At 61.6% G+C, this 23,087-nt stretch carries 21 protein-coding genes; 19 read left to right on the top strand and 2 right to left on the bottom strand.

What is annotated here, in order from left to right; all coding sequences use genetic code 11:
• Positions 1-188 precede the first annotated feature (188 nt).
• The 5 genes from fhuA (at position 189) to ACMGG9_RS19595 (ending at position 6,583) form a co-directional block, all read left to right on the top strand.
• On the top strand, positions 189-2,387 hold the full coding sequence (gene fhuA / locus ACMGG9_RS19615; protein WP_033644706.1) for a ferrichrome porin FhuA: 2,199 nt from the start codon (positions 189-191) through the stop codon (positions 2,385-2,387).
• Positions 2,388-2,434: 47 nt separating this feature from the next.
• Entirely contained in the window at positions 2,435-3,232 is a 798-nt protein-coding gene (gene fhuC, locus ACMGG9_RS19610; protein ID WP_414161652.1) for a Fe3+-hydroxamate ABC transporter ATP-binding protein FhuC, read from the top strand.
• Positions 3,232-4,140, top strand: coding sequence for a Fe(3+)-hydroxamate ABC transporter substrate-binding protein FhuD (fhuD, locus tag ACMGG9_RS19605; protein WP_047026443.1), 909 nt, complete (start codon positions 3,232-3,234; stop codon positions 4,138-4,140). The genes fhuC and fhuD overlap by 1 nt, the downstream gene beginning before the upstream one ends.
• The gene (gene fhuB, locus ACMGG9_RS19600) at positions 4,137-6,125 is read left to right on the top strand and encodes a Fe(3+)-hydroxamate ABC transporter permease FhuB (protein WP_414161651.1); all 1,989 of its coding nucleotides are present in this window, start codon (positions 4,137-4,139) and stop codon (positions 6,123-6,125) included. Before fhuD ends, fhuB begins: the two co-directional genes overlap by 4 nt.
• 305 nt (positions 6,126-6,430) lie before the next feature.
• Complete coding sequence (locus tag ACMGG9_RS19595; RefSeq protein WP_004937594.1) at positions 6,431-6,583, top strand: Hok/Gef family protein; 153 nt, start codon at positions 6,431-6,433, stop codon at positions 6,581-6,583.
• 123 nt (positions 6,584-6,706) lie between these two features.
• On the opposite strand, the gene metK is transcribed toward ACMGG9_RS19595, so the two are convergent.
• Positions 6,707-7,861: a methionine adenosyltransferase gene (metK, locus tag ACMGG9_RS19590; RefSeq protein WP_033644710.1), complete on the bottom strand. Its 1,155-nt coding sequence runs from the start codon at positions 7,859-7,861 to the stop codon at positions 6,707-6,709.
• Between the two features lie 908 nt (positions 7,862-8,769).
• On the opposite strand from metK, the gene speA reads away from it, so the two are divergent.
• The 3 genes from speA to ACMGG9_RS19575 all read left to right on the top strand — a co-directional run bounded on the left by speA (position 8,770) and on the right by ACMGG9_RS19575 (position 12,348).
• Positions 8,770-10,746 carry a biosynthetic arginine decarboxylase gene (gene speA, locus ACMGG9_RS19585; RefSeq protein WP_028127388.1) on the top strand — a complete coding sequence of 659 codons (1,977 nt, stop codon included), beginning with the start codon at positions 8,770-8,772 and terminating at the stop codon, positions 10,744-10,746.
• Positions 10,747-10,939: 193 nt separating this feature from the next.
• A complete protein-coding gene (gene speB, locus ACMGG9_RS19580; RefSeq protein ID WP_004937606.1) occupies positions 10,940-11,860 on the top strand; it encodes an agmatinase in 921 nt (306 codons plus the stop codon).
• A gap of 335 nt (positions 11,861-12,195) precedes the next feature.
• On the top strand, positions 12,196-12,348 hold the full coding sequence (locus ACMGG9_RS19575; RefSeq protein ID WP_004937610.1) for a Hok/Gef family protein: 153 nt from the start codon (positions 12,196-12,198) through the stop codon (positions 12,346-12,348).
• A 110-nt stretch (positions 12,349-12,458) separates the two neighbouring features.
• On the opposite strand, the gene ACMGG9_RS19570 is transcribed toward ACMGG9_RS19575, so the two are convergent.
• Positions 12,459-13,700, bottom strand: a complete 1,242-nt coding sequence (locus tag ACMGG9_RS19570; protein ID WP_208060546.1) for an MFS transporter — start codon at positions 13,698-13,700, stop codon at positions 12,459-12,461.
• A gap of 397 nt (positions 13,701-14,097) precedes the next feature.
• On the opposite strand from ACMGG9_RS19570, the gene ACMGG9_RS19565 reads away from it, so the two are divergent.
• From ACMGG9_RS19565 to ACMGG9_RS19515, 11 genes are all read left to right on the top strand, one after another.
• Positions 14,098-14,415, top strand: coding sequence for a non-heme iron oxygenase ferredoxin subunit (locus ACMGG9_RS19565; RefSeq protein ID WP_004937614.1), 318 nt, complete (start codon positions 14,098-14,100; stop codon positions 14,413-14,415).
• Between the two features lie 2 nt (positions 14,416-14,417).
• Positions 14,418-14,726: a recombinase-like helix-turn-helix domain-containing protein gene (locus tag ACMGG9_RS19560; RefSeq protein WP_147881218.1), complete on the top strand. Its 309-nt coding sequence runs from the start codon at positions 14,418-14,420 to the stop codon at positions 14,724-14,726.
• Between the two features lie 20 nt (positions 14,727-14,746).
• A complete protein-coding gene (locus ACMGG9_RS19555) occupies positions 14,747-15,790 on the top strand; it encodes an aromatic ring-hydroxylating oxygenase subunit alpha (protein WP_042785347.1) in 1,044 nt (347 codons plus the stop codon).
• Positions 15,787-16,542, top strand: a complete 756-nt coding sequence (locus ACMGG9_RS19550; RefSeq protein WP_033644716.1) for an SDR family oxidoreductase — start codon at positions 15,787-15,789, stop codon at positions 16,540-16,542. Before ACMGG9_RS19555 ends, ACMGG9_RS19550 begins: the two co-directional genes overlap by 4 nt.
• 37 nt (positions 16,543-16,579) lie before the next feature.
• Positions 16,580-17,374 (top strand): IclR family transcriptional regulator, encoded by a 795-nt coding sequence (locus tag ACMGG9_RS19545; protein ID WP_033639418.1) that lies wholly within the window; start codon positions 16,580-16,582, stop codon positions 17,372-17,374.
• A gap of 109 nt (positions 17,375-17,483) precedes the next feature.
• On the top strand, positions 17,484-18,425 hold the full coding sequence (locus ACMGG9_RS19540; protein WP_033644717.1) for a VOC family protein: 942 nt from the start codon (positions 17,484-17,486) through the stop codon (positions 18,423-18,425).
• Entirely contained in the window at positions 18,422-19,633 is a 1,212-nt protein-coding gene (locus ACMGG9_RS19535; protein WP_414161650.1) for an NAD(P)/FAD-dependent oxidoreductase, read from the top strand. Before ACMGG9_RS19540 ends, ACMGG9_RS19535 begins: the two co-directional genes overlap by 4 nt.
• A 23-nt stretch (positions 19,634-19,656) precedes the next feature.
• Entirely contained in the window at positions 19,657-20,913 is a 1,257-nt protein-coding gene (locus tag ACMGG9_RS19530; RefSeq protein ID WP_033652738.1) for an MFS transporter, read from the top strand.
• Between the two features lie 32 nt (positions 20,914-20,945).
• Positions 20,946-21,470, top strand: a complete 525-nt coding sequence (locus ACMGG9_RS19525) for a cupin domain-containing protein (protein WP_004937634.1) — start codon at positions 20,946-20,948, stop codon at positions 21,468-21,470.
• Entirely contained in the window at positions 21,470-22,288 is an 819-nt protein-coding gene (locus ACMGG9_RS19520; RefSeq protein WP_046687779.1) for an alpha/beta fold hydrolase, read from the top strand. Before ACMGG9_RS19525 ends, ACMGG9_RS19520 begins: the two co-directional genes overlap by 1 nt.
• Positions 22,285-23,079, top strand: coding sequence for an SDR family oxidoreductase (locus ACMGG9_RS19515; RefSeq protein WP_033644722.1), 795 nt, complete (start codon positions 22,285-22,287; stop codon positions 23,077-23,079). The genes ACMGG9_RS19520 and ACMGG9_RS19515 overlap by 4 nt, the downstream gene beginning before the upstream one ends.
• Positions 23,080-23,087: the final 8 nt, after the last annotated feature.

The following is a 23,087-nucleotide window of genomic DNA, read 5'->3' as shown; positions in this document are numbered from 1 at the left end:
TGCGGGCTTTTTTATTTTTCCGCTCGTTTTATTTCCCTGTTAACCGCAAGGCTAAGCGCCTAATCCTTAACCTATTTGCCCTATGAATTCGGCTTGCAGTTTAATTTGGCTTCTGCATAAAATGCGACGCTTATAATAATTATTATCGTTTACATTCGTCATTTAATAATTCATCAGAGAAATAAATCATGCTGACCAAGCGTCTTTCATCATCCGCGGCCAAGCAGGGCCGTCTCCCCGTCAGCGCGTTAGCGATCACCGTCGCTGCGGCGTTGGGTACGCTGGCGATGCCAGCTTTTTCCGCCGACGCCAAGCCGGCCGCCAAGGAAGACACGATTACCGTTGTGGGCAGCAGCAACACCGCCCAGCAGGAAAGCGCCTGGGGGCCGGTCGGCACCTATGTCGCCAAGCGCAGCGCCACCGGCACCAAAACCGATACGCCGATCGAGAAGAACCCGCAGTCCGTTTCCGTGGTAACGCGTGAAGAGATGGACATGCGCCAGCCGGATACGGTGAAAGGCGCGCTGGCCTATGCGCCGGGCGTATTCGCCAGCCGCGGCAGCTCCACGACCTATGACGCGGTGGCGATCCGCGGCTTCCCGGCCACCAACACCACCCAGTATCTGGATGGCCTGCGGCTGCTGGGCGACAACTACAGCGAAGCGTCCATCGATCCTTATTTCCTCGAGCGCGCCGAGCTGCTGCGCGGCCCGGTCTCGGTGCTGTACGGCAAAAGCAACCCCGGCGGCTTGGTCGCCCTGGTCAGCAAGCGGCCAACCACCGAGCCGCTGCGCGAAATCCAGTTCAAGATGGGCACCGATAACCTGTTCCAAACCGGTTTCGATTTCAGCGACGCGCTGGACGATCAGGGCATCTATTCCTATCGCCTGACCGGCCTGGCGAAAGACAGCGATGCGCAGCAGAACATGAGCAAAGAGAAGCGCTATGCGATCGCGCCGTCCTTTAGCTGGCGCCCGGATGACAAAACCAACTTCACGCTGCTGGCCAACATTCAAAACGATCCTTATACCGGTTATTACGGCTGGCTGCCGAAGCAGGGCACGCTGATCCCGTTGCCGAACGGCGGTAAGCTGCCGACCGATTTCAACGAAGGCGAAGCCAGCAACTATACCTCCCGCAAACAGCGGATGATCGGGTACAGCTTCGAACACGCCTTCAACGATACCTGGGCGGTGCGCCAGAACCTGCGCTATCTGCAGTTGGACACCGACATGAAGAGTATTTATGGCAGTGGCGTTTCTGCTGCGACGCCGACGACGATTAACCGCGCCTATGTTCAGTCGAAAGAGCACCTGAACAATTTCTCGGTGGATACTCAGGCGCAGGCGAAGGTGAAAACCGGCGATATCGACCACACGCTGTTGTTCGGCGTGGACTACATGCGCATGCGTAACGATATCAATGCCGCATTTGGCACAGCGGACGGGCTGAGCATGACCCATCCGCAATACGGGAATGACGCGGTCAACATCAACTTCCCCTACCATTATCTGAACCGTCAGGAGCAAACCGGCCTGTATGTGCAGGAGCAAGGGGAGTGGAATCAGTGGCTGTTGACGCTGGGCGGGCGCTATGACTGGGCGAAGACCTCCGCTTACAACCGTGATGCGAGTTCGACGAGCCAGCAGACCGACCGGCAGTTCACCTGGCGCGGCGGCCTGAACTATCTGTTCGACAACGGCGTGACGCCGTATTTCAGCTACAGCGAGTCGTTTGAGCCGAATTTGGGCACGACGCAAGGGGGCAGTACGTTCAAACCTTCGATCGGCAAGCAGTATGAAGCCGGCGTGAAATACGTGCCGAAGGATCGCCCAATCGTGCTGACCGGCGCGCTGTATCAGCTGACCAAGAACAACAACCTGACACCGGATCCGGATAACGCGCAGTTCAGCGTGCAGAGTGGCGAGATCCGTTCGCGCGGCGTGGAGCTGGAAGCCAAGGCGGCGTTGAATGCCAACGTCAACCTGATCGCCTCCTATACCTACACCGATGCGAAGTACACCAAGGACAACACCTATCAGGGCAAACCGACCGTCGAAGTGCCGAAACACATGGCGTCGCTGTGGGCGGATTATACCTTCCACGAAACAGCGGTGAGCGGTTTGACGCTGGGTTCCGGCGTGCGTTACGTTGGCTCCAGCTCGAGCTTCAACAGCGATAACACCACCTTCAAGGTGCCGGACTACACGCTGGTGGACGCCACCATTAAATACGATCTGGCGCGCTTTGGCCTGCCGGGCTCGTCCGTGGGCGTCAACATCAACAACCTGTTCGACAAGACTTACGTATCGAGCTGCTACCGCGACTACGCCTGCTACTGGGGCGCAGAACGCCAGGTGGTCGCCACCGCAACCTTCCGTTTCTAACCGGATAGCCGGGGCGGCGGCGCGTCGCCCCGGAAAAAGCAGGATCTATGCAGGACAAACTTCTTAATCCCGGCGCGACGTTCGCGCTGGATAACGCCAGCTTCGCCGTTCCCGGCCGGGTGCTGTTGCAACCGCTGTCGCTCCGTTTTCCTCAGGGCAAAGTCTGCGGCCTGATCGGCCATAACGGTTCCGGTAAATCCACTCTGTTGAAACTGCTCGGGCGGCACCATGCGCCCAGCGGCGGTCAGGTCTTGCTCAATCGGCAGCCGTTGACGCAGTGGGACAGCAAATCCTTCGCCCGCCAGGTGGCCTACCTGCCGCAGCAGTTGCCGGCGGCGGAAGGCATGACGGTGCGCGAGCTGGTGGCCGTCGGCCGCTATCCGTGGCATGGCGCGCTGGGGCGTTTTGGCGCCAACGATCGCCAACAGGTGGAAGAGGCCATCGCGCTGGTGGGGCTGAAGCCGTTCGCCCACCGCCTGGTGGACAGCCTGTCCGGCGGCGAGCGCCAACGCGCCTGGCTGGCGATGATGGTGGCGCAGGACAGCCGCTGCCTGTTGCTCGACGAGCCGACGTCGGCGCTGGACATCGCGCACCAGGTCGAGGTGCTGGCGCTGATCCAGCGCCTGAGCCGCGAACGCGATCTCACGGTGATCGCCGTACTGCACGACATCAATATGGCGGCGCGCTACTGCGACCATTTGGTGGCGCTGCGCGGTGGTGACATGATCGCCCAGGGCGGCCCGCTGGAACTGATGCAGGGGCCGGTGCTGGAGCAAATTTACGGTATTCCTATGGGCACGTTGCCGCACCCGAGCGGCGGCGCGCCGGTGAGTTTTGTCTACTGATGTCCTCTGCATTCACTTCTTCTCACGATCCGCTGCGCCGCCGCCTGTTGATGGCGCTGGCGCTGTCGCCGCTGTTGGGATCGTGGCCCGGGCGAGCGACGGATGCGCCGCCGGATATCGCGCGCGTTGCGGCGCTGGAATGGCTGCCGATCGAGCTGCTGTTGGCATTGGGCGTGACGCCGCTGGCGGTGGCCGATGTCCATAACTACAACCTGTGGGTGGCGGAGCCGAAGCTGCCGACGACGGTCGTCGACGTCGGGCAGCGCACCGAACCTAATCTCGAACTGCTGCAGCAGCTCCAGCCTTCGCTGGTGTTGCTGTCGCAAGGCTATGGCCCGACGCCGCGAAAAATCCAACCCATCGCGCCAACCATGAGCTTCGGCTTCAACGATGGCAGCGGGAAACCGCTGACCGTCGCCCGCCAGTCGCTGCTGGCGCTGGGGCAACGATTAGGCATAGAAAGCCGGGCGATAAACCACCTGGCGCAGTTCGACAGCTTTATGCAGGATGCGCGTCAGCGCCTGCAAAGCTACACCCGGCAACCGTTGCTGCTGTTTTCCCTGATCGACACCCGCCATGCGTTGATCATCGGCCAGAAAAGCCTGTTCCAGGAAGCGATGGACCAACTGGGCATCCGCAATGCCTGGCAGGAGCCAACCGACTTTTGGGGCACGGCGGTGGTGGGGATTGAACGGTTGGCCACGGTGCGTAACGCCCGAGTCATTTATCTCGATCACGGTAATCAGGCGATGATGGACAAGGTCAGCGCGACGCCGCTGTGGCAGTCATTGCCCTTCGTGCGGCAAAACCAGCTGCGGCAGGTGCCGGCGGTGTGGTTCTACGGTGCCACGCTGTCGACGATGCGGTTTTGCCGCCTGTTGGCGCAGGCTCAGGAGAGTGCGGCATGAATGCGGGCATTCGGAAATTGCCGCTGACGCTGATCCTGCTGTTGCTGGCGGCGGCAGGCGGTTTGACGATATACAACCTGACGCAGCAACTGCCGCCGGCGCAATGGGCGCGGGCGCTGAGCGCGCCGGACATCGACGACGTGCGGCAAATGCTGTTCCATTACAGCCTGCTGCCGCGGTTGACGGTGTCGCTGTTGGCCGGGGCCGGTCTGGGATTGGTCGGCGTATTGTTCCAGCAGGTGTTGCGCAATCCGTTGGCGGAACCGTCGACGCTCGGCGTGGCCGCCGGCGCGCAGCTCGGCCTGACCATCGCCACGCTGTGGGTGCTGCCGGGGGGCGAGTTCACTCGTCAGCTGGCCGCTATGGTGGGGGCGATCGCGGTGGGCGGGCTGGTGTTCGGCGTCGCCTGGGGCAAGCGGATGTCGCCGGTGACGCTGATTCTGGCCGGGCTGGTGCTGGGGCTTTACTGCGGCGCAGTCAACAGCCTGTTGGCGCTGTTTAATTACGATCAGCTGCAGGGCATGTTCCTGTGGGGCACCGGCGCGTTGAACCAACAGGACTGGAGCGCGGTGCAGTTTATCCTGCCGCGTTTGCTGGTGGCCGGTGCGCTGGCGGCGCTGTTGCTGCGCCCGCTGACGCTGCTGGGGCTGGACGACGGCGTGGCGCGCAACCTGGGGTTGGGGCTGTCGATGGCGCGCTTCTGCGCCCTGGGGCTGGCCATCATCTTCAGCGCCATGTTGGTGAGCGCGGTGGGCGTTATCGGCTTTATCGGCCTGTTTGCGCCGCTGATGGCGAAGATGCTGGGCGCTCGCCGCCTGGCGCATCGCATGATGTTGGCGCCGTTGCTGGGGGCGTTGCTGCTGTGGCTGACCGATCAGGTGATGATTGGGGTGGCGCAGGTGTGGCGTGAGATCCCGACCGGGGCGGCCACTGCGCTGTTCGGCGCGCCGCTGCTGCTGTGGCTGCTGCCGCGTTTGCGCAGCGCCGCCACGCCGCCACCGATGAACCTTGGCGACAAGGTGCCTGCCGAGCGCGGGAATCTGCCTGGCTGGGTAGCGCTGGCCGGTGCCGTGCTGTTGATCGGCCTGACGTTGGCGCTGATGCTGGGCAAAAACGCCGGCGGCTGGCACTGGAGCCTGGGCGCGGAGCTGGACGCCTTGCTGCCGTGGCGCTGGCCGCGGGTGCTGTCGGCGTTGGCGGCGGGCATGATGTTGGCGGTCGCCGGCACGCTGATCCAGAAGCTGACCGGCAACCCGATGGCCAGCCCGGAAGTGCTGGGCATCAGCTCCGGCGCCGCTTTTGGCGTCGTGATGATGCTGTTTATGGTGCCGGGCGACGCCTTCGTTTGGCTGTTGCCCGCCGGCAGTCTGGGGGCGGCCGTTACGCTGCTGATCATCATGATTGCCGCTGGCCGCGGCGGTTTCTCGACCGAACGCATGTTGCTCGCCGGCATCGCGCTCAGCACCGCCTTTACCACCGTCATCTTCCTGCTGCTGGCCAGCGGCGATCCGCGTATGGGGGGCTTGCTGACCTGGCTTTCCGGTTCAACCTATTCGGTGGAACCGGCGCAGGCGCTGCGCACCGCGCTGATCGCCGCCGGATTGATGATATTGGCGCCGCTGTGCCGCCGCTGGCTGACCATTCTGCCGCTCGGCGGGGCCACCGCCCGTTCGGTGGGGATTGCGTTGACGCCTGCGCGATTGACCATCCTGTTGTTGGCCGCCACGCTGACCGCCATGGCGACCCTGACCGTGGGGCCGCTGAGCTTTGTCGGGCTGATGGCGCCGCACATGGCGCGCATGTTGGGCTTCCGCCGCGCGCTGCCGCAGATGGTGATCGCCGCGCTGTTGGGCGGTTTGCTGATGGTATTTGCCGACTGGTGCGGGCGGATGCTGCTGTTTCCGTATCAGATCCCCGCGGGGTTACTGGCGACCTTTATCGGCGCGCCGTACTTCGTTTATCTGTTGCGTAAGCAGACGTCGTAAGCTTCACCCCTACTTTGCCTTCTCCTCCATCAAGGGCCCAGCGTTGCTGGGCCTTTTTTCAACGCCTTGCAAGGCGTTGCGTGTCGCTGCGCAAGAAAGACATTTAACGTGAAAAGGAACGCGGGAAGAGAGGGGGAGGTGAATATACTGCGGGCGGGTGCTCTGGATCTTTGTCTCTGGAGCTTGCGTGAAAGGTACAAAGAGAAAAGCCCCGAGTCGATATCCATCAACCCGAGGCCTACTCTAACGCACGACAACGTTAAGTTAGCCTCTTACCCGCCGTGAGGCAAGGAGAAGAAGGCATGATGCCGAACAAACGGAGCCTGTTAAAATTGGTGGTTATTTGTGCCACGGTAATATCACTGGCATGGATAACCCGCAGCTCGCTGTGCGAGCTGCGTATCCGATCGGGCACTACGGAGGTTGCGGCCATTTTGGCTTACGAATCCGAACGGTAAGGCAACCCGGCGGCGGGGGCTTTGCCTCCGCCGCCGGCAGTCGATGCGTTGATCCATGAGCACCCATCCGTTCAATAAAAACGGCGAGCCTTGGCTCGCCGTTTTTCATGTTGATGTCGGGGCTTATTTCAGGCCGGCGGCATCGCGCAGCTGTGCAGCTTTGTCGGTCGCTTCCCATGGGAAGTGTTCGCGGCCGAAGTGGCCGTAGGCGGCGGTTTCGCGGTAGATCGGCTGCAGCAGATCCATCATCTGGATCAGGCCGTATGGGCGCAGATCGAAGAATTCGCGCACCAGCAGCGTCAGTTGTTCGGTTGGCACTTTCTCGGTACCGAAGGTTTCCACCATGATGGAGGTCGGTTCCGCTACGCCGATAGCGTAAGACACCTGGATCTCGCAGCGATCGGCCAGGCCGGCGGCGACGATGTTTTTCGCCACGTAGCGCGCCGCGTATGCCGCGGAACGGTCAACCTTGGACGGGTCCTTACCGGAGAAGGCACCGCCGCCGTGGCGAGCCATGCCGCCGTAGGTGTCGACGATGATCTTACGGCCGGTGAGGCCGCAGTCGCCCATCGGGCCGCCGATAACGAAACGGCCAGTCGGGTTGATGTGGTATTTGGTGCCCGCCGTCAGCCATTCCGCCGGCAGTACCGGCTTGATGATCTCTTCCATCACCGCTTCTTGCAGATCTTTCAGCGAGATGTCTTCTGAGTGCTGGGTGGACAGAACGACGGCGTCGATGCCGACGATTTTGCCGTCGTCGTATTGGAAGGTCACCTGGCTCTTCGCGTCCGGGCGCAGCCACGGCAGGGTGCCGTTCTTACGCACTTCGGATTGGCGCTGCACCAGACGGTGCGCGTAGGTGACAGGCGCAGGCATCAGCACGTCGGTTTCATTGGTGGCGTAGCCAAACATCAAGCCCTGATCGCCGGCACCCTGCTCGAGAGGATCGGTACGGTCAACGCCCTGATTGATATCCGGGGATTGCTTGCCGATGGCGCTCAACACTGCGCAGGAGTTGGCGTCAAAGCCCATGTCCGAATGAACGTAGCCGATCTCGCGCACGGTCTTGCGGGTGATCTCTTCGATATCGACCCAGGCGCTGGTGGTGATTTCACCGCCGACCAGCACCATACCGGTTTTCACGTAAGTTTCGCAGGCGACGCGCGCTTTCGGATCTTGTTCCAGGATGGCGTCGAGGACGGCATCGGAGATCTGGTCGGCGATTTTATCTGGATGTCCTTCGGAGACGGATTCGGACGTGAAGAGGTGTTTAGCCATTGTGTTCTTTACCTTGCATAAGACGGGTTAGAAATTACTGCACAGCGCTGGAGATCCGGCATCGAAGCGAAGGGTCTTCCGCTGATGGCGCGAGATGCATCCTGCAACGCCCCTCAGGCAAAGCCGTTAAGCAGTTTATCAGTTAACCAGTATAGATGGATTAACATCTGGACGTCTATTTTAGGTCAGGGTTTAGCCAGATTGCCAGTAATTTTTTGCGCTTTCGCTCTTTTGCGCAAACGGGTTGGCGCCATTTTCATCGCTTGAAACAGTTTTCGGCGAATTTTCATTTTGCTTTTTAACCTGCTTACCGGTATAAACTGCGCGCGCGGTTCATTTGCTGCACAGTACGGCGGTCTGGCGTGGGGGAAGGTACGGTAAACTTCTGCTTTGCATTCGTCGGCATTGCGCTATTATCCGTCGCGGGCGTTCGCCGTGGCGCCGCCGCTTCATCGAACGGTCACGTTCTTACACTATTTTAGAGGCTGGGTCGTTCACTCCGAACGGCGCGCGTGGAGGTGGTTGGATTAATGATCCGTTGTCTACCGGTTGTTGGTTCTCAACAGCAGTGCCGTTCTGGCGCACATTCTTCTGCTATTTCCCGTCTTGTCTCTCTGTCACTTACCAGGTGCGATAAACACTTGGCCGCTACTCAGGATTCTCGGGCCGGCTAACGGTCGTCTGAAGAACTGAACAAGGGTAGCCTGCAGCCTTCCTGTGGGATGTTTCTTGGCCCGATTCACGAGGTTTGAACAGGGTGTCTTACAATTATATGAGTGATAAACCGATCGCTGACCGCGAACGGCAGTTCTCTTCGCTGCCGCCGGCGCGGCTTGTTGGGTTGTTCTCGCGGGTTGTAGCTGCGATAGTGGCTGACGGTTTCGTCAGTACGGAATGTGAGGCGAACCATGTCTGATGATCTGTTGATTCACCGTCCGCCGGTTGCGGGCGAGTCTTTATCTTTGCGCTCCATGCAGGAGGTTGCCATGAATGATCGTAATGCCAGCAAGATGCTGCGTACTTATAACGTCGCCTACTGGGGCAACAATTACTATGACGTCAACGAGCTGGGCCATATCAGCGTGTGCCCGGATCCGGATGTCCCGCAGGCGCGCGTCGATCTGGCAGAACTGGTGAAAACGCGCCAGAAAGACGGCCAACGTCTGCCGGCGCTGTTCTGCTTCCCGCAGATCCTTCAGCATCGCCTGCGCTCTATCAACGCCGCGTTCAAACGCGCGCGTGAGTCCTTCGGTTACCAGGGCGGCTATTTCCTGGTGTATCCGATCAAGGTGAACCAACATCGCCGCGTGATTGAATCGCTGGTGAACTCCGGCGAACCGCTGGGGCTGGAAGCCGGCTCCAAGGCCGAACTGATGGCGGTGCTGGCGCATGCCGGCATGACCCGCTCGGTGATCGTCTGTAATGGTTATAAAGATCGTGAATATATTCGTCTGGCGCTGATCGGGGAAAAGCTGGGGCACAAGGTGTACCTGGTGATCGAGAAGATGTCCGAGATCAACCTGGTGCTGGAAGAAGCCGAACGGCTGAACGTCATACCGCGCCTGGGCGTGCGTGCGCGTCTGGCATCGCAAGGCTCCGGCAAATGGCAGTCGAGCGGCGGCGAAAAATCCAAGTTCGGTCTGGCGGCGGTGCAGGTGCTGAAACTGGTGGAAACCCTGCGTGAAGCGGGCCGCCTCGACAGCCTGCAGCTGCTGCACTTCCATTTGGGCTCGCAGCTGGCCAATATTCGCGACATCGCCACCGGCGTGCGCGAATCGGCGCGCTTCTACGTTGAGCTGCACAAGCTGGGCGTCAACATTCAGTGCTTCGACGTGGGCGGCGGCTTGGGCGTCGACTACGAAGGCACCCGTTCGCAGTCCGATTGCTCGGTCAACTACGGCCTGAACGAATACGCCAACAACGTGATTTGGGGCATCGGCGACGCCTGTAACGAACACGGCCTGCCGCACCCGACGGTGATCACCGAGTCCGGTCGCGCCGTGACCGCGCACCACACGGTGCTGGTCTCCAACGTGATCGGCGTAGAGCGCAACGAGTTCAGCGAACCGCAGCCGCCAGAAGCCGACGCGCCGCGCGCGCTGGAAAGCATGTGGGAAACCTGGCTGGAAATGAACGAGCCGGAAAACCGCCGCTCGCTGCGCGAATGGCTGCACGACAGCCAGATGGATCTGCACGACGTGCATACCCAATACGCGCACGGCATGCTGGACCTGACCAAGCGCGCCTGGGCCGAGCAGCTGTATCTGAACATCTGCAACAAGATCCAGCAGCAGCTCGATCCGAGCAACCGTGCGCACCGTCCTATCATCGACGAACTGCAAGAGCGCATGGCGGACAAGTTCTACGTCAACTTCTCGCTGTTCCAGTCGATGCCGGATGCCTGGGGCATCGACCAGCTGTTCCCGGTGCTGCCGCTGGAAGGGTTGGATAAGCCGCCGGAAGGCCGTGCGGTGCTGCTCGACATCACCTGCGATTCCGACGGCACCATCGACCATTACGTCGACGGCGACGGCGTGGCGACCACCATGCCGATGCCGCCATACGATCCGGAGAACCCGCCGGCGTTGGGCTTCTTCATGGTCGGCGCGTACCAGGAGATCCTCGGCAACATGCACAACCTGTTCGGCGACACCGCCTCGGTTGACGTGTACGTGTTCCCGGACGGCAGCGTCGAGACCGAGCTGTCCGACGAGGGCGATACCGTGGCGGACATGCTGGAGTACGTGCAGCTCGATCCGAGCGCGCTGCTGTCCAAGTTCCGCGATCAGGTCAAAGAAACCGATCTGGACAGCGAGCTGCAGGCGCAGTTCCTGGAAGAGTTTGAAGCTGGCCTGTACGGCTACACGTATCTGGAAGACGAGTAACCGCCTTCTTCAGGGGAGCGATATCGGCCCCCTTGAAGCATGAACAAAATGCGGCCATAATCTGCCGTATCGGTAGCACCGAAACACACATCGAATAAATCCCTTTCTCGTCGGGCTAACGACGCGGGAGGGATTTTTTTTGTCACGGCCCGGCGTCTGCGCCCGGCAACTTGTTGAACTACGAGGGTTTACTATGAGCACCTTAGGCCATCAGTCCGATAATTCATTAGTGTCCAACGCCTTTGGTTTCCTGCGCTTTCCGCTGAACTTCATGCCTTACGACAGCGATGCAGAGTGGGTCATCACCGGCATTCCGTTTGACATGGCGACCTCCGGTCGCGCCGGTGGCCGCCATGGCCCGGCGGCCATCCGCCAGGTGTCCACCAATCTGGCTTGGGAAGGCAACCGTTGGCCGTGGAGCTTCGATCTGCGTGATCGCCTGAACGTGGTTGACTGCGGCGACATCGTGTTCAACTTCGGCGATGCGCAGGACATGAGCGACAAGCTGCAGGCGCACGCGGAGAAACTGCTGAAGGCCGGTAAGCGCATGCTCTCGTTCGGCGGCGACCACTTTGTCACCCTGCCGCTGCTGCGTGCGCACGCCAAGCATTTCGGCAAGCTGGCGCTGGTGCACTTTGACGCCCATACCGATACCTACGCCAACGGCAGCAAGTTCGACCACGGCACCATGTTCTATCATGCGCCGAACGAAGGCCTGATCGATCCGCATCACTCGGTGCAGATCGGCATTCGCACCGAGTTCGATCACGACAATGGCTTTACCGTACTGGACGCCGCGCAGGTGAACGATCGCAGCGTGGACGACCTGCTGACCCAGATCAAAGGCATCGTCGGCGATATGCCGGTGTACCTGACCTTCGACATCGACTGTCTGGATCCGGCGTTCGCACCGGGCACCGGCACGCCGGTGATCGGCGGCCTGACTTCCGATCGCGCGCTGAAACTGGTGCGCGGCATGCAGTCGCTGAACATCGTCGGCATGGACGTAGTGGAAGTGGCGCCGGCCTATGACCAGTCCGAGATCACCGCGCTGGCCGCGGCGACGTTGGGTCTGGAGATGCTGTACCTGCAGGCGGCCAAGAAACACGCCTGACGCCAGGCCACGCCTCGCTGAAAAAGCGGCTCTCATCGTATGGGGGCCGCTTTTTTTATTTCATTTTCGCCATCCGCGCGGCGATTTTCAGTCTGTTGCAACACCTTTGCGCAATTTTGCGCAGAAATGAAACGGAGTCAGTAAAAAGGAACCGGGATAACGGGGAGGATGAATATACTGCGCACGGGTGCTCTGGATCTTTGTATCTAGAGCCTGCGTGAAAGGTACAAAGAGAAAAGCCCCGAGTCGATATTCATCAACCCGAGGCCAACTCTAACGCCAGACAACGTTAAGTTAGCCTCTTACCCGCCGCGAGGCAAGGAGAAGAAGGCATGATGCCGAACAAACGGAGCCTGTTAAAACTGGTGGTTATTTGTGCCACGGTAATATCACTGGCATGGATAACCCGCAGCACGCTGTGTGAGCTGCGTATCCGATCGGGCACTACGGAGGTTGCGGCCATTTTGGCTTACGAATCCGAACGGTAAGGCAACCCGGCGACGGGGGATGTCCCCCGTCTGCTGGTTGTTGGCGTCCAGATCCATGAGCACCCTCTCAAGGCCATTGGCTTTCTCTGCCGCAACGGTGCGGGAACAGGCTATGCCCGCTTCACCTGGCGCGCCAGCAACATGCGGCCAAACAGTGCGCCGCCCGCCAGCAGCGTCAGCAGCTGCGAGGCGATCAGCACCGCAAAGCCCGAGGATACCTTGCCCTGGCTGGCCATCACCATGCCCATCGCCATCGGCACGAACGCCGAGAACAGATTGCCGATGCCGTTGATCAGCCCATAGGCGCTGCCGACCGCCTCCGGCCGCGCATAATGCTGCAGCAGCGTGGGGATCGCCGCGCCCTGCGCGCCCCAACAGGCGTTGGCCGCCAGCAGGAAGAATGCGATCCAGCCAATCTGATGGCTGTTCATTACGCCATAGATGCACAGTGCGGTCGCCGCGCCGCCAAAGACGAAGATCAGCGGCGCCTGATAGGGGCGGATACGATCGAGCAGCACGCCGCCGAGGTATTTTGAGGCGATGCTGACGATGAAAGGCAGTGCAGCCATCCATCCCATCTGCTTGATGGAGAATCCTTTTTCATCGGTCAGGTAGGCCGGCAACCAGGCGCTGGAGCCCCACAGGTAGCTGAGCGTGGCGATCTCGATCAGCAGGATCCAACCGAGCATCGGCGTGCGCCAGGCCAGCGCGAAGGTGTGCCAGACGCGGCTCAACACTGGCTGAGGATCGGCGGGGCGTGAAGATGAGGGTAAGGCGAGCGGATGAACGAACAGCCGCACCAGCGTAAGGCCCAACAGCAGGTTGAGCAGCGCCAGCAGGTGAAACGACATCACCCACCCGAAGTGCGCCATCAGAAAACTCACCAGCGGAAAGCCGATCACCAGCCCCAACGAGACGCCCAGCGCGCTGACCGCGTTGGGTTTGCCGCGCTCGTCGGCGGCGAAATGATCGCTGATGTACATGGTCTTGAGCGAGAACAGCGGTCCTTCGCTGACGCCAAGCAGCGCGCGCACCGCGCACAGCAACAGCAGCGATCCCGCCATCGGCGACGCGGCGGTGAGCAGCGCCCACAGCACCACGCTCAGCGTCAGCGCGCGGCGGTAACCCATCAGCGTTTCCAGAAACGGCGTCAGCAACATGGCGGACAGGCCGTAACCGAGTAAAAACACCGTCATCAGCGTGCCCTGATGGGCGCGGTCGCCGCCGAGTTGAAAGTGTTGCAGGAAGTCGGGATTGACCAACATCACGGCGATATTAACCCGATCCGCATAGGCGATAACGATCAGAAACAGCAGGGCGATCACCCCAAACCAGCGTTGACGTTGTTGCACGGCGCGTTCCTCAGTGCGAGCGGTTGACGAATTCAGGCAGCAGTAAACTCACCTGCGGATGCCATTACGCGCAAACGCGGGGATGAGGCCGATTTATGTAAATTTATTGTTATAAAATTGGGTGTAAAAGACAGCGAGAGAACTCTTTTACGCGCAATGCGCCGCCAGGATCAACGCATTTTTTGCCATAAATTAGCTGAAGAGCGCACAACTGACATAGGTTTTTCATATCGGTGCATTATTTCGTGATCCTTCCCGCATTTGTCATTTTTAAACAACCTTTCATTAACATTTGCCGCGCCGCTCGCTTGACGAAAGTTTCGCCAGACTTATAGTGACTGTATTAAATAAGAAACTGAGTTTCATATATGAAACAATCAGATAGAGGATAAAAGCAATGAGCTGGAAGAATGTGTGCGAAGTGTCTCAGGTGAAAGAAGATTTTCCTTTCTCCGGCAAAGTGGAAGGCAAAGAGATCGGGGTTTACCTGCTCGACGGTAACTACTATGCGCTGGAAGACGTCTGTCCGCATGCTTACGCCTTGCTCAGCCAGGGGTTTGTTGACGACGGCAAGGTTGAGTGCCCACTGCACGAAGCGCTGTTTGACGTGCGTACCGGCCAGTGCCTGCGCGAGCCGGGCGGCCGCGATCTGCAAACCTATCCCACCCGGGTGGTCGACAACCAAATCCAGATCACCTTTATCGCGGAGGAGTAATCATGCAGCACATCACCGATTTCAATCCCTGGCTGCCGGACACCCAACAGGTGACGCCGGCCCGCGAAGGCGGCAACGGTCAAATCCATCAGCCGGGCCAGTTCCGCAACGTTGTGTGGCAAAACCGCGCCCGGGTGCCGGACGGTTTCGAAACCGCGCTGGTGGCGGCGCTGGAAACGATCTTCGATCAGGGCGCGGAAGAGCTGGAACAGATCGTCAGCGGGTTGAATCAGCGCCGCCTGTTCGATCGCAGCGGCCAGCCGTGGAATGAGGCGACGTTCCGCGAATTCCTTCACGTTAACGGTTTCTGATCGACACCCGGGAGAAGACAATGACAGCAAACACAACATCCTCCGAACAGAGCTTGCAGGACTATCTTGACCAGGGGCTGCGCGGCATGTGGTATCCGGTGCTGGCCAGCTGGGAAGTGGGCAACAATCCGGTCGGCATCACCCGCCTTGAGCAACAAATCGTGGTGTGGCGCGACGGTGAAGGCCAGATCCACGCGTTGGAAGATCGCTGCCCGCACCGCGGCGCGCGGCTTTCCATGGGGTGGAACCTCGGCGATCGCATCGCCTGCTGGTATCACGGGGTGGAAGTCGGCGGCGACGGGACGGTGAAAGACGTGCCGGCGGTGGATCGCTGCCCGCTGGTGGGGCAAAAATGCCTGCGCGCTTACCCGGCCAAAGAAGCCTACGGCGCGGTGTTCCTCTATTTTGGCGTGACGGCGGATGAAGCGCCGGCGGAGCTGACTTTCCCGCAAGAGCTGGCGGACGAAGCGTCGTACAGCCACTTCTTGTGTACCGCCAGTTGGAACTGCAACTACCAATACGCCCTGGAAAACGTGATGGATCCGATGCACGGCACCTACCTGCACTCTTCCTCGCACTCGATGGCGGAAGGTGATCGCAAGGCGGACATGGGGCTGGAGCCGACCGACAGCGGGTTTATCTTCAAGAAAAACGGCCAGATCGGCGTCAACTTCGACTGGGTGGAGTTCGGCAACAGCGGCGCGTATTGGATGCGTCTGTCGATCCCGTACAAGAAACGTTTCGGGCCGGGCGGCCACTTCTGGATCATCGGCATGGTGGTGCCGGAAGACAAGGATCACTGCCGGGTATTCTTCTGGCGCATCCGTAAGGTCCAAGACTGGCAGCGCGACATGTGGCGCTTCATGTATCGCAATCGCCTGGAATCATTGCATTGGGACGTCCTCGAGCAGGATCGCATCGTGCTTGAAAACATGGCGCCTAACGCCCGTGGCCGCGAATACCTGTACCAGCACGACGTCGGTCTGTCGCGCCTGCGCCGCCTGATGCAGAAAGAGGCGCAGAAACAGCTGGCGACGCTGCGCGAGCGGGAGGCGGCGCAGTGAACGGCCTGCTGAACGGCAAGCGCATCGTGGTCACCGGCGCGGCGCGCGGTCTGGGCTACAGCTTCGCCGCCGCCATTGCCGCTGCCGGCGCGCAGGTGGTGATGTGCGACATTTTGGCGGATGAGCTGGCGGCGAGCGGCGCCGCGCTGCGCGAGCAGGGCGCTCAGGTAGAAACGCAAATCATCGATCTGGCCTCACCGGATTCGATCCGTTCGGCGTTCGAGAAGATCGCCACAGGCGGCGGGATCGACGGGCTGGTGAACAACGCGGCGCTGGCGACCGGCGTCGGCGGTAAAACCATGATGGAATACGACATCGATCTGTGGGATCGGGTAATGCAGGTCAACGTGCGCGGTACCTGGTTGGTGAGCCAGGCGGCAGTGCCGCTGCTGGCGCGCAACCCGCACGCCAAGATCGTCAACGTGGCGTCGGACACCGCGCTGTGGGGCGCGCCGCGCCTGATGGCCTATGTCGCCAGCAAAGGCGCGGTGATCGCGATGACGAGATCGATGGCGCGCGAGCTGGGCCCGCAGGGCATCTGCGTCAACGCTATTGCGCCGGGCCTGACGCGGGTGGAAGCCACCGAGTATGTGCCCGCCGAGCGCCATCAGCTGTATGAGCAGGGGCGCGCGCTGGCCGGGGCGCAGCATCCGGACGATGTGAACGGCACGGTGCTTTATCTGCTGTCGCCGCTGGCGGATTTCGTCACCGGCCAACTGCTGCCGGTCAACGGCGGCTTCGTATTCAACTGACGGCCCGCAGGGCAGGCGCACAGCGCAGGAGCGAAAGATGGCGGACGAGCAAGCATGTAAGTATCTGATCCCGGGACTGGATCGCGGATTGCAGTTGCTGCTGGCGTTTGGCGAGCAGCATAAGGAAATGACCTTTGCCGAGTTGCATCGCCTGGTCGATATGCCGAAGGCCACCGCCTACCGCGTGGTGCAGACGCTCGAGCACCTGGGCTTTCTGGAGCGCAATCCGCGCACCAATACCTTCGCGCTGGGCATCAAGGTGCTGCGTCTCGGCTTCGAATACATCGCGTCGCTGGACGTCGCGCAGGCCGGCCAGCCGGTGATCGAACAGCTGCGCGATCGCAGCCAGTGCAGCAGCCATCTGGCGATCCGCGACGGGCGCGACGTTATCTATATCGCCCGCGTCAGCGCCGCCGGTTCTCAGATCAATCAGGTCAGCGTCGGCACCCGTTTGCCGGTGCACCAAACCTCGCTCGGCCGCATGTTGTTGACCAGCGCCACCCGCAGCGAGTTCGAACAACTCTATCCGGACGAGCAGTTGCCGGGCAACGCGCCGGGCACCCCGGCGGATCGCGAAACGCTGTGGCAGATGGTGCAGCAAGACAAGGCGCGCGGCTATGTGATCGGCGAATCATTCTTCCGCCACGGCATCTCCTCGATCGTCTACCCGATCTTCAACCGTGAGCAGCGGGTCGAGGCGGTGGTCAGCATCATGGTGCCGTCCGATGAGATCCCGAAAGCGGATCGCGAGCGGCTGCGCATGGAAGTGCGAGATGCGGCGGAGAAAATTTCCGGCTTCCTCGGCGCGCCGCCGCAGGCCAACGTCGGCTAACCGACAGGACCGACTCTTTCACTCAGGCAGGGATAAGGCCCACAGCAAACAGGGGCCGGGGTTCAGTCATGCCTGAAAACCGTATACAGCGAGAACGTGAGGCTGAGCAATGAGCGTAATCGGAATCGAAAAACTGGAGTTTGGCGTCGAAGATCTGCCAACCTGCGAAAAATTCATGCATGACTTTGGCCTGCAGCCCGCCACGCAACATTGGGGCGAACCGCAGCGCGAATTCACTACCCTGAGCGGGGCGCGGGTCGTTCTGCACCCGTTGCAAAGCGCGGCGCTGCCTGCGGCGTTTGAAGGCGGTTCCACCCTGCGCCGCATGACCTGGGGCGTGGCATCGCCCGCGGATCTGGCGCGTCTGCAGCCGCGTTTGGCGTTGATGCCCGGCTTTCGTCAGGTGGGGGAAGAGCTGGAATGCCGCGATCCCAACGGCATGACGCTGCGCTTCGTCGTCAGCCGCCAGCAGGCGGTCGAAGTGCCGGTCACGCCGATCAACCAATGGGGCGACGTGCGCCGCATCGATCAACCCAGCCCGGTCTACTCGCAGGCGCAGCCGATCAATATCGGCCACGTGGTATTCTTCGTTGACGATCTGGCGGCGACCGAGCGTTTCTACCGCGAGCTGTTGGATTTCCAGGTTTCCGATCGCTATATCGATCGCGCCGTCTTCCTGCGCACCCAGGCGCGCGGCGGTCACCATAATCTGTTCCTGCTGAAGCTGCCCAACCGCCCACGCGGCCTGAACCATGTGGCGTTCACCGTGCGCGATATCCATGAAGTGATCGGCGGCGGCATCGCCATGAACAAAGAGCAGTGGAGCACCTTCATCGGCCCTGGCCGCCACCCGATTTCCTCGGCGTATTTCTGGTACGTCAACAGCCCGACCGGCGGCGCGTTCGAGTACTACACCAACGACGATTATCTGACGGAAAACTGGCAGCCGCGCGAGCTGGAACATTCGCTGGTCTCCTTCACCGAATGGGCGGTAGAAGGCGGCATCGATCACGATACTCGCCGCCAGCATAAAAAGGCGGAGGCGTTATGAACCGGCCGGAACAGGCGGGTATTGTCATCGTCGGCGGCGGCCAGGCCGGCGGTTGGGCGGCCAAGACGCTGCGTGACCGGGGATACAGCGGCCGGCTGACGGTGATAAGCGACGAACCCTACGATTTTTACGAGCGGCCGCCGCTGTCGAAAGCGGCGCTGCTGGATGCCGTGGCTCCCCTCAGTCGGCTGTTCAGCGAACAGGCGGTGGAGGAGCTGAACATCGACTGGCGTCGCCCGCTGCGCGCCGAGTCTATCGATGCCGAACAGCAAATCGTCACGCTCAGCGACGGGCAACGGCTGCAGTTCGAGCAATTGCTGATCGCCACCGGCGGGCGGCCGCGTTTGCCGGGCGCCGCCTGGGCGCAGCACCCGCGCGTGATGACGCTGCGTTCCTGGGATGATGCGGCCCGGTTGCGGCAGGGCCTGCAGAGTTGCCGTCGCCTGGCGATCGTCGGCGGCGGTTGGATCGGGCTGGAGATCGCCGCTTCTGCGCGCCGTCTCGGCGTTGAGGTGACGGTGTTTGAGCGCCAGCCTGCGCTGTGCATGCGCAGCGTCGGCGCCGATGTCTCACAGGCGTTGCTCGAACTGCATCGCCGGCAGGGCGTGACGGTGTTGTGCGGCTGCGGCGAGATCTCGCTGGAAGATCGCGACGGCGCCGCCTGGATCGGCAGCGAAGTCAGCGATCCGCAGGCCTTCGATCTGGTGGTGGTGGGGATCGGCGTCGAGCTGAATCTCGAACTGGCGCGCAGCGCCGGGCTGGCTATCGAGTCCGGCATCGTGGTCGACGGCCAGGGGCGCACCAGCCATCCGGCGATCTTCGCCGCCGGCGATGTGGCGCGCCACCCGACGCTCGGCCTGTGCCTGCAGTCCTGGGCCTACGCGCAAAATCAGGCCATCAGCACCGCCTGCGCAATGCTCGACGCCTTCGCCGCTCCGTATGACGACGTGGCCTGGCTTTGGTCGGATCAATACGACGTCAATATCCAGATCCTCGGCGTGCCGAGCGGCGGCGTGCACCATGTGGTGCGCCGCACGCCGCAGTCGCAGGTGTTCTTCACGCTGAACGCCGATCGGCAACTGGTGCAGATGGTGGCATTCAACGACGCGCGCACCATCAAACTCGGCAAGCGTTGGCTGGCGAGCGGCCGGGTGCTGGATCCGCAGCAGCTGGCGGATGCGGAGTTTTCTTTGATGGCGTTGAAATAACGCCCGAACCTCGGGAGCGTTTTATGACTACGCAAGACATTGACGCCCGCGCTGGACGGGCGGGGGAAACCGTTGCCGAAAATCCGCAGCAGCGGGTGCGCTGGTCGGTACCGATCGCGCTGTTCGCCTGCGTGCTGCTGGCGTTTTTCGACAAAATCAGCATCGCGGCGCTGTTTTCCGACGCCGAGTTTCAGCAGGCGCTGGGCATCGGTTTTGACCCGGCGCGGCTGGGGTTGCTGATGAGCGCGTTTCTGTTCTCCTACGGCATCTCCTCGATGCTGCTCAGCGGCATCGGCGATCGGCTTAATCCGGTCAAAGTATTGATTGGCATGATGGTGGTGTGGGGCGTGCTGATGGTGTTGATGGGGCTGGTGCGCTCCTATCACGCCATGATGACGCTGCGCATTCTGCTCGGCATCGCCGAAGGGCCGCTGCTGCCGATGGCCTACGCCATTATTCGTCAGGCCTTCCCGCCGCAGCTGCAGGCGCGCGCCACCATGCTGTGGCTGCTCGGCACGCCGCTCGGGGCCGCGCTCGGCTTCCCGGTCACCCTGTACATCCTCAATACCTTCGACTGGCAGGCCACCTTCTTCTTTATGGCGTTTCTGACACTGCCGGTGATGTTGCTGGTGCTGTTCGGCATGCGCCACCTGAACGTGTCGCGTCCGGCGGCGGCGGCCAAGCCGGCGGTGTCCGAACGCCAACAGCATCGCCGCGAGCTGTTGCGCAGCCCGCATTTCTGGATGATTTGCCTGTTCAATATCGCCTTCCTGACCTACCTGTGGGGCATGAACGGCTGGTTGCCGAGCTATCTGATCAAGGGCAAAGGCATTCATCTGGAACATGCCGGTTACCTCTCTTCGCTGCCGTTCATCGCCATGCTGCTCGGTGAAGTGCTGGGCGCCTGGCTGTCGGACAAGCTGGATCGGCGTGCGCTGGCCTGCTTCCTGTCGCTGTGCGGCGCCGGCCTTGGCCTGGCGGTGGTGCTGCACCTGCAGGGCACTTACAGCGTGATCGCCGCCATGGCTTTCAGCACCTTTATGTGGGGCGCCGGCGCGCCGAATATTTTCGCGCTGTTGGCGAAGGCGACCAGCAGCAAGGTCAGCGCCACCGCCGGCGGCATTTTCAATGGACTGGGCAATTTTGCCGGCGCGCTGGCGCCGGTGCTGATGGGGGCGTTGATCGCCGCCACCGGCAATATGGATAACGGCCTGCTGTTCCTGGTGGTGATGGCGTTCGTCGGCTGCCTCATTCTGCTGCCGTTGCTGAGAAAGTACTGATTAATCAATCGTTTCAACAGAGGAGTGACAACATGTCTCAGGTTGAGAACAAAGCCGGCGTCAAGCCGCAGGATCTGTCGATGGAAAACTGGGTGGAGTCGCGCATCGCCCGTTTCGAAGGCCGCAAATACGACTGGAACGCGCTGAAATTCCAGGCCGATTTCGACCCGAAATACCGCCGCGCGCAGATGCGCTACATCGGCACCGGCGCCACCGGCGTGGCCAGCGACGCCAACACCATTCCGGCGGGCAACTTCACCTTCTCCACCATGGTGTTGCCGTCGAAGTGCGAGGGCCCGCTGCACCTGCACGACGACGTGGAGGAAGTGTTCTTCATGCTGAAAGGCAGCATCACGCTGATGATCCAGGATGGCGAAGAGTATTACGAAACCAGGCTGAAAGAGCGCGATTTGATTTCGGTGCCGGCGGGGGTGTATCGCGGCCTGTTCAATCACGGCGAGGAAGAGGCGCTGATGTGCGTGATGCTGGGCACCGCCAAGCCGGAGATCCCGACTTATCCGGCGGATCACCCGCTGTCCAAAGTGAAGCGTAACTGATGAACGGCCTGGCGCAACGCCAACGGGCGCGCTGCGGGGCGTACACCCTGAGCTGGCGCGAGGCCGGGCAGGGGCGGCCGGTGGTGTTGCTGCATGGTATCAGTTCCGGATCCGCCTCGTGGATCAAGCAGTTTAACGACAGCGGCCTGACGGACGGTCATCGTCTGTTGGCGTGGGACGCGCCGGGCTACGGCGGCAGCCTGCCGTTGGCGGATCCGCAGGCTGACGCCGCCGGTTATGCAGCGGCGTTGGCGGCGCTGATTGATGAGCTGCAGCTGGCGCAGCCGCTGATCGTCGGCCATTCGCTGGGAGCGCTGATCGGCAGTGCCTACGCCGCCGGCTATCCGGATGGGCTATGTGGGCTGGTGTTGGCGGATCCGGCGCAGGGCTATGCCGCGGCGCCGGAGGAAAAACGCCGGCAGGTGTACGGCCAGCGCCAACAGATGATGGAGACGCTGGGGCCGGTGGGCTACGGCGAGCAGCGGGCGGCGGCCTTGCTGCGCGAAGGGGCGGATCCGCAGGATATCGCCTGGGTGCGCAACGGCATGCAGCAGCTCGATCCCGACGGTTTTCTGAGTGCCGCCTGGATGCTGGCCAACGATGATATTGGCCGCTATCTGGCGCGCTATCGCGGCCCGCTGGAGGTGTGGTGCGGTGAACAGGATCGCATTACGCCGCCGGAGAAGGCGGCCGAGCTGGCGCGTGAGCAAGACGCGACGCTGCGTCTGATCGCCGCCGCCGGTCACGCCAGCTACCTCGATGCGCCGGCGTGTTTCAACCGCTATCTGCGGGACTTTACGGGAGCAATCCAACGATGAATTTTCAGCTTGAGGATCGGGTAGCGGTGGTGACCGGCGGCTCGTCGGGCATCGGTTTCGAAACTCTGAAGCTGCTGCTGGCCGAAGGGGCGAAGGTGGCGTTCTGCGGCCGCGATCCGGACAAACTGGCCGGCGCGGAGGCCAGCCTGCGCGCGGACTTCCCGCAGGCGGAGATCCTGGCGCTGCGCTGCGACGTGCTGGATGCGCAGCAGGTGGCGCAGTTCGCCGCTCAGGTGACGGCGCGTTTCGGCGGCGTGGATCTGCTGATCAACAACGCCGGTCAGGGCTTCGTCGCCCACTTTGACCAGACGCCGCGCGAAGCCTGGCTGCATGAGGCAGAGCTGAAGCTGTTCGGCGTGATCAACCCGGTGCAGGCGTTTTTACCGGCGCTGGAACGATCGGATATCGCGTCTATCACCTGCGTGAACTCGCTGCTGGCGCTGCAGCCGGAAGAACACATGATCGCCACCTCGGCGGCGCGCGCCGCGCTGCTCAATATGACGTTGACGCTGTCGAAAGAGCTGGTGGGCAAAGGCATTCGGGTTAACTCGATCTTGCTGGGGATGGTGGAGTCGGGCCAATGGCGCCGCCGTTTCGACGATCGCAGCGATAAAGATCAAAGCTGGGAGCAGTGGACGGCGGCGATCGCCGAACGCCGCGGCATCCCGATGAAGCGCCTCGGCAAGCCGCAGGAACCGGCGCAGGCGCTGCTGTTCCTCGCTTCGCCGCTGGCTTCCTTTACCACCGGCGCGGCGCTGGACGTTTCCGGCGGCTTTAACCGCCATGTGTAACAGGGGCC

Source organism: Serratia sp. BNK-10, assembly GCF_047456065.1.
Lineage (GTDB): Bacteria > Pseudomonadota > Gammaproteobacteria > Enterobacterales > Enterobacteriaceae > Serratia > Serratia ureilytica.
The sequence above is the reverse complement of the archived record's forward strand: the minus strand, read 5'-3'. Positions and strand labels throughout refer to the sequence as shown.

Bases quoted from the DNA above. Each gene is read 5' to 3' on its own strand.
- ACMGG9_RS19515 (WP_033644722.1), top strand. From the start codon at position 22,285: ATGAATTTTCAGCTTGAGGATCGGGTAGCGGTGGTGACCGGCGGCTCG.
- ACMGG9_RS19575 (WP_004937610.1), top strand. From the start codon at position 12,196: ATGCCGAACAAACGGAGCCTGTTAAAACTGGTGGTTATTTGTGCCACG.
- ACMGG9_RS19555 (WP_042785347.1), top strand. From the start codon at position 14,747: ATGACAGCAAACACAACATCCTCCGAACAGAGCTTGCAGGACTATCTT.
- fhuB (WP_414161651.1), top strand. From the start codon at position 4,137: ATGAATGCGGGCATTCGGAAATTGCCGCTGACGCTGATCCTGCTGTTG.
- ACMGG9_RS19595 (WP_004937594.1), top strand. From the start codon at position 6,431: ATGCCGAACAAACGGAGCCTGTTAAAATTGGTGGTTATTTGTGCCACG.
- ACMGG9_RS19560 (WP_147881218.1), top strand. From the start codon at position 14,418: ATGCAGCACATCACCGATTTCAATCCCTGGCTGCCGGACACCCAACAG.
- speB (WP_004937606.1), top strand. From the start codon at position 10,940: ATGAGCACCTTAGGCCATCAGTCCGATAATTCATTAGTGTCCAACGCC.
- fhuC (WP_414161652.1), top strand. From the start codon at position 2,435: ATGCAGGACAAACTTCTTAATCCCGGCGCGACGTTCGCGCTGGATAAC.
- ACMGG9_RS19520 (WP_046687779.1), top strand. From the start codon at position 21,470: ATGAACGGCCTGGCGCAACGCCAACGGGCGCGCTGCGGGGCGTACACC.
- ACMGG9_RS19525 (WP_004937634.1), top strand. From the start codon at position 20,946: ATGTCTCAGGTTGAGAACAAAGCCGGCGTCAAGCCGCAGGATCTGTCG.
- ACMGG9_RS19535 (WP_414161650.1), top strand. From the start codon at position 18,422: ATGAACCGGCCGGAACAGGCGGGTATTGTCATCGTCGGCGGCGGCCAG.
- ACMGG9_RS19565 (WP_004937614.1), top strand. From the start codon at position 14,098: ATGAGCTGGAAGAATGTGTGCGAAGTGTCTCAGGTGAAAGAAGATTTT.
- ACMGG9_RS19545 (WP_033639418.1), top strand. From the start codon at position 16,580: ATGGCGGACGAGCAAGCATGTAAGTATCTGATCCCGGGACTGGATCGC.
- fhuA (WP_033644706.1), top strand. From the start codon at position 189: ATGCTGACCAAGCGTCTTTCATCATCCGCGGCCAAGCAGGGCCGTCTC.
- fhuD (WP_047026443.1), top strand. From the start codon at position 3,232: ATGTCCTCTGCATTCACTTCTTCTCACGATCCGCTGCGCCGCCGCCTG.
- speA (WP_028127388.1), top strand. From the start codon at position 8,770: ATGTCTGATGATCTGTTGATTCACCGTCCGCCGGTTGCGGGCGAGTCT.
- ACMGG9_RS19530 (WP_033652738.1), top strand. From the start codon at position 19,657: ATGACTACGCAAGACATTGACGCCCGCGCTGGACGGGCGGGGGAAACC.
- metK (WP_033644710.1), bottom strand. From the start codon at position 7,861: ATGGCTAAACACCTCTTCACGTCCGAATCCGTCTCCGAAGGACATCCA.
- ACMGG9_RS19540 (WP_033644717.1), top strand. From the start codon at position 17,484: ATGAGCGTAATCGGAATCGAAAAACTGGAGTTTGGCGTCGAAGATCTG.